An 11,534-nucleotide genomic window follows, 5' to 3' on the forward strand; every position below is an offset into this window, starting at 1 on the left:
AAAAACACGTGTACATATCAGGATTGTTGGATATATGATTCAATATCCTCTTTAAACCATTCTGTTATTAATCGTTTATCAAAGTACAATACTTCGTCTCGACCAATACGAACTCTGTCCATAAAACCCATATCTTTAATCACTTTGGATTCAGCTTGAGTAAGCACCTCACCCGCTTTATTGGTTAACTTGTAAGTTAACTTCATACGAGGAAAATGAATCGACTTTATAACCCGGATATCATGCATGTTAAAACGTACATCGCCTGCAAGGTCGATATCTTCAAATGTCATATTTAATTTATACCCTTGCGGTAAGCGCGTGACGAGCTTATTTACATGCTTATCTAGTTGCCTTTGCACACGTTTATGGAATGCCCCTTTTGTTTCATTTGCCGGTCTGACATCTCTATAGTCATTGAAATCTAACCACTTTATTGACACTTCACCCGCACTTACAAAAAGTGGAAAACAAGTCATTAATATCACTAAACATAGTTTGTTCATCTCTTTCTCCTATTAAGCTAACACAGTCAGTTTGCCCAAATTTTACTGAACGAAAACTTAACTTTTTGTGCTTTTACTTAGCTTTACTTGCGTTTACATTTTCATCGTATGTGTAAACGCAAATATTACCCTACCATAAAATAGACAGCGTAAAGTTTAAAAAGTATTCACACGTCACACATTTAAATATTTCAATAAATTGCCGCCTGTATTAGGGGCTGTAGATCTTTGCTGTTCTATTTTTGTTCTCTTTGAGCATGCTTTTATCGCGGCGCTTAATATGTGGCCTAGTAATCTAAGCGAATATTAAGCAACAAAGAGAAAGGGGTGCTCAAAAGAACCGGTAGGCAGCGCTTGATTGGCTTTTCTACTATGTTATCGGCTGACTCACATGGAATAACCATGCTACGCAGCCTCTGTCTTGTATAAAATCCAATCAAACTGCTGCAAAAATGAACCTGAAAGATCAACAGCCCCGAGTGAATGACAGAGCATCAACTAAATCTAGCGCACAACAACATGCAACTAAATGACGAAACCACACTAAATAACTAATACCTTTTTTTAATAAGAGTAATTACAATAAGTTAAATATAAAGTATGAGCACTGATACAGAAAAAATGAGCGCTTTGCGCTCATTCTTTTATTAAAATTACATCAAGAATGCAATCACTACCCCGGCTTATGAGGTAGCCTGAAAAACAGTGCGTACAATACGGGGATAACACCAAGCGTCAATAGTGTTGAAAACAATAGCCCCCCCATAATACTCAATGCCATCGGCTCCCACATTTCCCCTCCACCTAAATAAAGAGGAACCAGACCTAATACCGTTGTGGCAGTCGTCAATAGAATAGGCCTCATACGCGCCTGTGCTGCATTAACGATGGCCTCTATGGGTGAATCTGGTAACTCATCCAATTCAATCTTAATCCGCTCTAACAACACAATCGCATTATTAATAACGATACCAGCGAGAGAAATAACCCCTAACAATGTCATAAAGCCAAAGAAAGATTGGCCAATCAACAACCCTGCAACAACACCTATGAACCCAAGTGGTATGGTGGCTAACACCATTGCCGATTTGCGAAGTGAATTAAATTGACCGATTAGCAATATAACAATAATTAGAACTGCAATTGGTAGCTTATCTGCGATGGATTGATTTGCTTTCCCCGATGACTCAGCTTCACCACCTAGCGCATAATCATAGCCAAACGGCCACTGTTGCTTTTGCTCATCTAGCCAAGGAGTAATTGCAGCAAACCCTTCGCTTGCCGTGATCCCTTCAACTTGTGCACCTACGACCACTGACTTTAATCTATCACGGCGGAATATCTGCGCGTTTTCCCATACCACATGAATATCGGCAACTTGCTTAAGCGGAACCGAGTTTCCAGATGATTGTGAATAAACAACCATCGCCTCAAGTTTGCTAATATCTTGTCTATCTGCTGCAATTGAGCGCAAAGTAACGGGAATGATATCATCCCCTTCTCGATACTGCGTTAGCTCTAAACCACTTAAGCCGGTTTGCAGTGATGTCGCAATATCTTTACTTGATACACCCGCTCTGCGTGCTCTTGTTTGATTAATATCAATCTGTAGTTTTTTTATCGGCATCCCCCAGTCATCGCTAATTGACTTCAAACCAGGTGTTTGTCGCATTTTATCTTTTAACTGGGCAACAATTTGCATTACTTCCGCGGTATCACTACCAGACACTCTAAATTCAACAGGGTTTGCGATAGGCGCGCCATTTTCAATTTTCCGCTGCTTCAGTAATAAATCAGGGTGACGTGCTAGCGCATAGCCTTCAATGTTCGCCATCATTTCATCGATGATTTTATAAGAAGTCACTGACACTATCATCAGAGCGTAATTTGAACTTGTTGACTCTGGTGTGTGTGTTAACAAAAAGCGAGGACCACCATTACCGATATAACTTACCCATTTAGTGACACCTACTGGTTGCTTTTCATTCACTTGCAGTTGCGATTGTAAATAACCTTCCATATCAGAAACCAATGCTTCAGTCGTCTGCAACCGTGTACCTACAGGCAATTCCAGCTCAACTTTGAAGTAAGCGCGATCTGAGGGAGGGAAAAAAACATTTGGAATTAACTTCAACCCTTGAATGGCCAACAATAGCATGCCAATGCAAACGGCAACTGTTAGCCACCTAAACTTCAGTAGCGTATATAGAATACGCCTGTAACTACTATAAATCCCCCCCGCATATGGGTTAACATCTTGTTTAATATTCACTTTGGTAAAATAGACACACAGCATCGGGATCATCGTCATCGCCAATAACCAAGAGCACAGTAAAGTGATCGTCACAACTTTAAAGAGTGAGGCTGTATATTCACCCGTTGATGATTCAGCAAGAAAGATTGGCAAGAATGCCGCACCGGTAGTCAGTGAAGAGACCAACAAAGGGACTTTTAATTCGTTGGCAGAATCCACAGCAGCATCTATGGCTCGCTTGCCTTTTTCCATTTGAACCATGATATTTTCTGACATAACAATGCCATTATCTACCAACATTCCCAGCGCGATGATCAATGCAGCCAACGATATTTGATCAATCGAGATATCGAAGAACGACATCACTAATATGCCAAATACCATACTCATGGGGATCAAGCTAGCAACAATCAAACCAGTACGAAAACCTAAGCTAAACAACATAACTAAGGTCACAACTAAAATAGCTTGAAATAGGTTAGAGACAAAATCATTGACTTTTTGTTCCACTTCTTGTGGCAGGAAAGACAACAGCTTAAACTCAACACCTATTGGGTAAACCCCCTCTAAATAGCGTATACTTTCAAGAACTTGTTCACCTAACGCTAGATTGTTTCCACCTGCCCGCATTGAGATAGCCAATGTGAGTCCAGAGTCTGTTCCTACCCGTACTTTGCTTTTCGCCGGATCAACGTAATCTCGGTACACCTTAGCGATATCAGCCAAAGAAATAACTTGATCACTGCCTGGAATATTTATAATCGTTTGTGCGATATCTTCTATGGACTCAAAATTACCACTTGGTTCAAGGGCTAACGTTTCATCATCAATATACAATGACCCACCTGGATTAACGATATTTCTCGCCGACAATTGGTCTTTTAACTGATTTGCCGATAACCCAAGGGCCGCCAATCTAGTATTTTCAAACTCTATAAATACACGTTGCTCTTGCGTACCGTAAATATCAACCTTTGCCGCCTCTGGTAGGCGTAAAAAAGCATCTCTGACTTGCTCAGCTACTTCCTCCATTTCTCGATAACTGTATCCTTCGGCCGTTAAACCTATCACGATGCCAAAGACGTCCCCAAACTCATCATTTACGATAGGAGTTTGCGCTCCATTGGGTAAATCTCCTTCAATACTTTGAATTTTTCGTCGTAGGTTATCCCAAATAGGCCGCATATCCTTGTAGCTTTCTTTGATATTCACACTAACAATTGACACACCCGTTTTTGAAGTACTGGTAATAAAGTCTAACTCGGGGATTTGTTGCGCCACCTTTTCAATTTGATCAGTGACCAGCTCTTCAACACGCTGTGGACTCGCACCAGGAAATTGCGTAACCACTTGTGCAGTACGAATGATAAAACCAGGGTCATAATCTTTTGGCATGTTATTAAAAGCCGATAAGCCAAATAGTAACAATGCGGCAAAAATAACCCACGCAGTTCGGTTATTCTCTAATGCTAAACGCGTTATATTCACTATACACCCTCACTGAATTTTACAATTTGCCCTTGCGTTACTTTACTCATACCTGCAGTAACTACATGCACACCTTCCGTCAAACCGGAAATTACCGTAAATCCAAATGGTGTAATATCACCAACATTTATAGGTGTTTTAACTACTTTTCCTTTACCTTGCTCAACACTTGTTACTGTCCAAACAAAGTTACCGCTGCTATCTTTTAATACCGTTTTAATTGGCACATAAATTTTATTTTTCTGACCTTTTCGTACACTGGCCATGACTCGAGCTGTCATGCCTGGGAGCACGTTATAGCCTGCTGGAGGAAGCATACTCAATGTCACCTCATAGGTTTTAGTCACATCATCGGCTTGTGTACTTACTTCAACAAAACTCAACGGAAACTGTTTCCCAGGTATCGCAGCAAACTCAGCAAATATTTGTGCTGGCGTTTCTTTTGATACTCTCACCATCATACTTTCTGGCACATTAATTTTTAGGTTAATACGCTCAATATCCTGTAACGTTGCGATTGTTTGCTTCGCCTGGACCTCTTCAAATTTTTCTATATGTGTTCGTGCCACCACCCCACTAAACGAGGCATGCAACATCGTATAGTCCAAATTATTATTCGCTGTTGCCAGCTTACTTTTTGCACTGGCAAACTGTGCTTTTAGCTGATCATAATCCGCTTGAGAAATAGTACCCGAAGTTATGAGTTGCTTTGCCCGCCCAAAATCAGCTTCAGCTTTATCAAATGCTGCTTGAGCTTCATCTAAGGCTAATTTATAGTTGGTATCGTCCAACTGAGCAATCACGTCGCCTTTTTGAACCTCCTCACCTTGTTTGAACAATAAAGAGATAACTTCTCCCGCGACTTTAAAAGATAAGTCAGCCGTATTTGCCGCATCCACCACTGCTGGAAACTCTTGCAGAGGACCATCATGATGAACAGCCACAGTCATCACTCGCACAGGTCTAAGTACCGGTTCGTCACTCTGTTGAGTCACTTGCTCACTGCATGCGCTAACCATCGCTAATAAAATGCCGGAAAACAACACGTGTTTAGTTCGTTTATAATTCATATTGGGCTCCTAGTTTTGCGCCATTTTATTTTTTGTCATACTGCTAACAAAGTTGTTAACCCAAATATCCAATACAGCTTTCACCGCTTGGACATTTTCTTCGCCATTCGCTTTAATGACCGCTTCAAGTTGCTTGCTGGCCGTCATCATAAATACAGGTTCAATTTGCTCAGCAATATAGAAAGCTGACTCTAAAGATACTGAAGTAACCACTTCGGTTTGCTCTGTCGCAGCTAAGTACGCGCTTTTACCAGCGTTGTAAACAAGCTTAACGGGAACAAAATCTCGCACATCTAACGATGTTTCTTGAAAATCAATATTCGTAAAGGCACCTTTTACAACCAATGTATTCTCGCTAAGTACCGACGGTTTAACGGTAACGACTTGGTAATATGGTGACAGCTTCTTTTGCAACTGAGATTGCATATAATGACTTAACTTAATTATATGAGATTGATTAATCGATAAAAATTCTGCGTTATCATTCGCGTTTAGCCACACTTCAAACTTCGGCAAGTAGATGGTTTTGATTTGCTGCATTCGCGCTTTATTCAGTTGAGGCGAACGGTACATTAACACATCAGGGTATTCTTCATTTGGTTTAAGTAATTGATAATCTTCTAAGAATCCCGTTTGTGTGTGTTGCACTGAACTACATGCACTAACCAACAAGCCAAAAAGAATGATACATATCATACGAATGAGAGGCATATAAAAGCTCCATTTAGAACACTTAATAACAATTGCACTATAAAAACATCAATTAGCTTATCCATACATGACGTAAATGTACGTATTTGCAAATAAATGTAACCTAGTCGATTAAATTGTAAGTATAGAGATAAGGTAGAAAAAAAGAGACGAGAAGTCTATGAGTATATTTAGTATGGGTTGAGTATGTACTGCAAATTGATCCCCAGTGTGATCGTGTGTTTACCTTCGAGTATTACCACTTTTATTACCAAAAAGCAGCTCTATTGAGCTGCCCAAACCTTAGTAAATGAATTAACAGATACCTGTAATATTACACACTTGATCAGGCCCTGGTGCCGAAAAGCAATCAGCTGAACAAGCTTGTGATTCAACTGGACAGCGATAAGATTGGTAACTGCTACCACCGGCTATATTCGGTGTCATATGATCTGCAATTGCAGTGCTATCTTTGGTCAAGGTTTTTAATTGCGTTTTTTTTAGTTTGATATTCATTTGTTATTCCTTTTATTTTTCCTTGGATATAAATATTTTCATATCCCCCAATTCAAAATTACAGATAAAAGGAACAAAAAACAACAAAAAATATACAACTAGTACAAATAAACACCTAGCCGTCACATCCTCTATCAGCTAGCCACTTATCATACCCCTCTTTTTTATTATCAATACCCTAACATCGCAACCAAACTGATCATATCGATATGAATTGTATTATCCCGTTTCTTTCCAGTTTGCTTTAACCTGCAATGATAATTTATTAATGGTAACCTTTTGAATATAGAGTGTGGGACTACACCCCCTTAATATTCAGAATGTTAGATTACTTTTAAATGATACGTAATGGTGTCGTACCGACAAACTTAATCGTATTGCGTCAAACGCTTAGTGTTAGCATGACACCATACCAACAAATAAAATTGCATTAATATCAAACCGTTGCAATCTTTAACTTGGTAGTAATTGCAAGTATGCTAAAGTGATTTTTCGTTAAATGTACATTTTAATTATTCATTTTCTTTCTTAATAGAGGCTATATGGCAGAGCAATATTGGATTGGTGACTTCTTTATTGACGTTTCTAGAAATCAAATTACCAAAAGTATGCAACCTCAAGTCATTGCACCCAAAGCATTAGCTGTTTTGACCTACTTAGCTGAGAATCAAGGCCAAGTTGTCAGCCATGACGCACTATTAAGCGCTGTTTGGCAAGATACCATTGTATCCACTAACACACTCCAAAGAAGTATCGCACAATTGAGAAAAGCATTAGGGGATGATGGTAAAGGTCAGGCTTATATTAAAACCCATGCCAAACAAGGATACAGTTTAGAATGTGAAGTAAAGTGGCATAAAGATGCTCAACCCACAACATGGCAGGTAAGTAACCCAAACCCCATACAAGACAATCACACTGATACCGCATTAGTGAATAAATCGCCCATTACTGATGTCGAGTGCATGCACACAGTACATGACGAACCAAGTGAACATAGTCATGATCCACACCCTTTATCACGCTTGAAGCGCATTTCTCTACCACTTATGCTTTGCATCATCATGCTCATGACTATCGGATACTTCTCGTATACTGCTCAGCAACGCCCAACACTCTCTTTTTCTGAGCTGCGCGCATTAACCGCCACCGACAATAAAGAAAGCGCAGGTATTTATTCACCGGATGGCCAATACATTGTTTTTCATCGTTATTCACAAGCCTACTGCGTTAACAATATTTGGGCTAAAAATATCGAAACACAACAAGAGTTTCGGTTAACCAAAAACTTAGATACATTTGGTAGCCATAGTTTTTCCCATGATGGTAAAACATTGGCTTTTATTCAAAAAATTGACTGCAGCAAACCTATCACTCAAAAAAAATGCTATAAGCTTATGAGTTTGGATTTTCACGAAGCCATTAAGTCTGCTCAATCGCCCCGTCAAATGATGGAATGCAATAACTCAGAAATAAGAACGCCAAGATGGCTAAATAATAATGCCATCGCCTTATTACAAAAAACGTCAGATCGTTGGAAGTTAATTAACTATTCCGTCAGTGACAATACCACTGAAGTTATCTATGAACTCACAAGTGGAAACATAATCTATTATGATTACTCTGTAGCTGACGACCTCTTTGCAGTCACCACGGTGCATGAGGATGGTCATTACTATATAAAAATCTTAGCCACTGATGGACACCTTATTTCCAGTCATCGCATTAAAAAGCCACCTGGAATAAAAAGCTTTAGATTTATTACCCCAAACTTCTCCCCGCTTAAAGAACAACTCGTTTTTAGTACGGGTAAGCAATTGTTTACCTTGAGCTATGATGGTGAAGTACGTCAAGTAAGCTTACCTTTGGATGAACCGATGGGCACGCCCATATTCCATCCGAATGGGGAGCGTATGTTAGTCATTAAAGGATACTACGACAGTGATATCGCCACAAAATCACTGTCTCCAATAGCACAAGAAAACGACCCGTCCATTATTGAACGCTCCAACGTCGGAGAAGCAAATGCTGTGCAACAGCCTCATGGTGAATTGATAGCCTACCGTTCTGAACGCTCTGGTGAAGATCAAATTTGGGTAACTGATGGCAACCACTCAAGACAACTCAGTCGGTTCCCTATGGACACCTATATTTATGGTATTGATTGGTCAGCCGATGGCCAGAGCCTGTTGGTTAATGCCAATAATACCTTAGTAAAAGTCGAGCTTAATTCAGAACATCACCCTTATGTCTTCCCTTTTCAAGTACGACAGCTTTTTCAGTGGGACAGCGATGCGCATAAGGCTTTAGCGCTCGTAAGAGTAAAAGGTATCATAGAGTTTGCAGAGCTTAATTTAACCGACTCGACAATGCGGATCCTCACCGATAAACCTGTTTATTGGGCTGTAAAGAGTGACAATGGTACCCTTGTCTATCTAGACCATATGGAGCGATTTTGGCGTTCCGGACCTATTGAAGATACAACCATTGACGCCCTGAATAATCAAGGTAGCGATACTTATCGCTTTGTAATACAAAACAATACGCTTTATGGCGTTAACGATGACCTACAATTGTGGTCGTACTCGCTTGCAGAAAACCAGTTTAAACACATTGGAGAATTACCTAAAACCTTAGATTATTTAACCGATATCAATCAAACCCAGCTTTTTATGACTTTGAGAATTTCAGCAAAAAAAGAAGTGGCTGAACTTCTTTTAAAATAATGGAGCCGTCGTATAAGGCGATACGCTTGAATGTAAAAAAGCCCAAGCAAAAGCTTAGGCTCTTTTATATGTAGTAATACGTAAAATAACTGACTAAAAGACAACTGTCTCTGAGCCTATTCACGATAAACTTACCAGTTTATCTCTACATAATATGATTCATTTGATAACCAGATGCTTACCCGCTCTACATTGGCCGCAAATAAAGTCAGGGCTTGTTTCAATTTTTTTTCTTCAACCTCATGACTATTAAATACCACACTCACACTTGAAAGTTCTTGCTCACTACTCACTTTCATCGCGTTTGAGATACGGTTAGTAATTTCATCAATCTGCATATCACATTCTCATCAGTAAACTGTACTTTATAATTGCTGCCCTCAAGAACCCATTATAGGCACAATTCAAGTCCAGCGACACTAAGTTACTAAGTTACTAAGTTCATTACTACCGATTTTTTCATTTTTAGCAATAAAGTTAATATTTTACCTTTTTGGGATAGCGCTTCCAAAGCCATCATTCTTATTTTCTGAATGTATTTTCTCGCCTGCATCATGGTGCTTTTTTAATCGATGTGTACTTAAAAATACGCATGAGGCCCATGTCCTTCATTTTCTATTTTTCTTTTTTTACCCTATTCACCCAGTCTTTCATTTTGTTTGTTCATTATTTAATGGCCTTTTCTAAGCTGCAAATCAAGGTGCCACAAAATACTAAAACTGGCCATAAGTAGGTGACGCTTTAGCTAATTAAGATACAGCCAAACATATCGCGAAATGACTGTTGCCTATTAGTTGGCGGTTTATTATTTTACTAAACTGCTCGCATATTTCATCATCTAAGTCATTCAATAAACAGCGTCCTCCCCATTAACTCCAAAGTTCAAGCTCTCTCTATTTGCTAGCTTTTAATGATGAACAATGCTGTTTTCGAAACTCCCTCGGGCTCAACCCCACCTCTTGTTTAAATGCTTTATAAAAGGAAGACCTAGCATTAAATCCAACTTCAAGTGCCACTTCCAAGATGGTACTTTTATTTTCTAAAATTTTAGGCTTAGCTGCTTCAATACGCCATTGATTAATAAAATCAAAAAAGTTTGTTGATAACGTTTCATTGAGTGTTTGAGAAATGTAATTTGGTGAAATGGTAAGATGCCGTGATAGTTTCTGTAACGATAATGTCGAATCTAAATATAGCGCTTCGGTTTTCATTACATCATTCATTTTGACAGCAATTCGATTAGCCTGCTCAACACTCAGCGCTGAACGTTGATACTTTTTATTTTCTCTCTCTGCTAACGCTATCTTATTAACCTTTATTGCTTCAACGCGTTCGTTACACTCTAGCCTATCTTCACCTTGACACAATTCGCGATCACTCTCTTCCTCATATTCCAGTAAGCCAGATTTTTGCTGCAAACCATAATGAGCCGCGCTCCAAATTAATAGCAATGACAACACAGCCTCAGCTCTAACATTAAATAGCAAGCTATTCATTACATTAGAATAAAAGGCAGTCGACAGGATCAAAAGCCAAATACTCCCCGCTATGAAAAGCAGCCAATTTAACTCTTTTCCCTCATGATTTGAAAAAGTATCTTTTAATCTCTTTTTATAAAGAATTAAACGGCGCACAATAAGGTAAGTAGTATAAATACATTGCCCGAGCCAAAGCACCATAATGACTAATAAGCTAATACTAACAACAATCCCGATAGGGGTTGTCGCATCCAGATCATCAATAAATAGTGCCGTATGTTCCTCCTTTGATAGAAACAACATCATCACGCTCGCTAACAATCCAGGTAAAAGCAATGCAAAGTGGCGGCTATGACCTCGGTTTGGCTTCCACCGCTGGTGCGAAGTTATTCCTTCAACATAAAGCCATAAACACGGACATAACAACAACAAAGTAGGAAACGCCAATGCACTAAAAACCTGATACTCTTCCAAAAATTGAATACGTACAATCGGCACCATGGCTAAAACACCACATGCTAATAGAAGCAATGCGAGTGGTAAATTTACAGGTAAATGCTTCACCTTCCCAAGTAATACTGGAACGCTTAACAACACCTGCCCAACCATTACTAAAGTCAATACCAGTATTACTGGATCAATCAAACCTTACGCCCTACTAAAATAGCAATAAAAACAAAGCACTGATTATATTTATTTTAATTAAAATAAACATAAAAATGTCCACGCTTGCAGTCAAAGATGACAATAAAAGTTAAAAGCTATACCAAGGCAACCTTCAGCGAACATGACAATCTCAAACATTA

8 protein-coding genes are annotated in these 11,534 nt (G+C 39.2%); 1 reads left to right on the forward strand and 7 read right to left on the reverse strand.

Annotated features, from left to right (window positions below; genetic code table 11):
- Window positions 1–17: 17 nt before the first annotated feature.
- From J8M01_RS13605 to J8M01_RS13625, 5 genes are all read right to left on the reverse strand, one after another.
- Complete coding sequence (locus J8M01_RS13605) at window positions 18–506, reverse strand: DUF3016 domain-containing protein (protein ID WP_192505939.1); 489 nt, start codon at window positions 504–506, stop codon at window positions 18–20.
- A gap of 673 nt (window positions 507–1,179) precedes the next feature.
- Window positions 1,180–4,248: an efflux RND transporter permease subunit gene (locus J8M01_RS13610; protein ID WP_211058370.1), complete on the reverse strand. Its 3,069-nt coding sequence runs from the start codon at window positions 4,246–4,248 to the stop codon at window positions 1,180–1,182.
- Window positions 4,248–5,318 (reverse strand): efflux RND transporter periplasmic adaptor subunit, encoded by a 1,071-nt coding sequence (locus J8M01_RS13615; protein ID WP_192505941.1) that lies wholly within the window; start codon window positions 5,316–5,318, stop codon window positions 4,248–4,250. Before J8M01_RS13615 ends, J8M01_RS13610 begins: the two co-directional genes overlap by 1 nt.
- Window positions 5,319–5,327: 9 nt before the next feature.
- Window positions 5,328–6,029, reverse strand: a complete 702-nt coding sequence (locus tag J8M01_RS13620) for a DUF3313 family protein (protein ID WP_211051909.1) — start codon at window positions 6,027–6,029, stop codon at window positions 5,328–5,330.
- Between the two features lie 294 nt (window positions 6,030–6,323).
- Entirely contained in the window at window positions 6,324–6,524 is a 201-nt protein-coding gene (locus J8M01_RS13625) for a hypothetical protein (RefSeq protein WP_192505943.1), read from the reverse strand.
- Between the two features lie 542 nt (window positions 6,525–7,066).
- Here J8M01_RS13625 and J8M01_RS13630 point away from each other — a divergent pair.
- Window positions 7,067–9,250, forward strand: a complete 2,184-nt coding sequence (locus J8M01_RS13630; RefSeq protein ID WP_211058371.1) for a winged helix-turn-helix domain-containing protein — start codon at window positions 7,067–7,069, stop codon at window positions 9,248–9,250.
- 131 nt (window positions 9,251–9,381) lie between these two features.
- Here J8M01_RS13630 and J8M01_RS13635 read toward each other — a convergent pair whose 3' ends face one another.
- Together J8M01_RS13635 and J8M01_RS13640 are read right to left on the reverse strand one after the other, a co-directional pair.
- A complete protein-coding gene (locus J8M01_RS13635; RefSeq protein WP_119859938.1) occupies window positions 9,382–9,588 on the reverse strand; it encodes a hypothetical protein in 207 nt (68 codons plus the stop codon).
- Between the two features lie 555 nt (window positions 9,589–10,143).
- Window positions 10,144–11,373, reverse strand: coding sequence for an AraC family transcriptional regulator (locus J8M01_RS13640; protein WP_211058372.1), 1,230 nt, complete (start codon window positions 11,371–11,373; stop codon window positions 10,144–10,146).
- Window positions 11,374–11,534 lie beyond the last annotated feature (161 nt).

The sequence above is a fragment of the Pseudoalteromonas sp. MMG005 genome (assembly GCF_018101015.1).
Classification (GTDB): Bacteria; Pseudomonadota; Gammaproteobacteria; order Enterobacterales; family Alteromonadaceae; genus Pseudoalteromonas; species Pseudoalteromonas aurantia.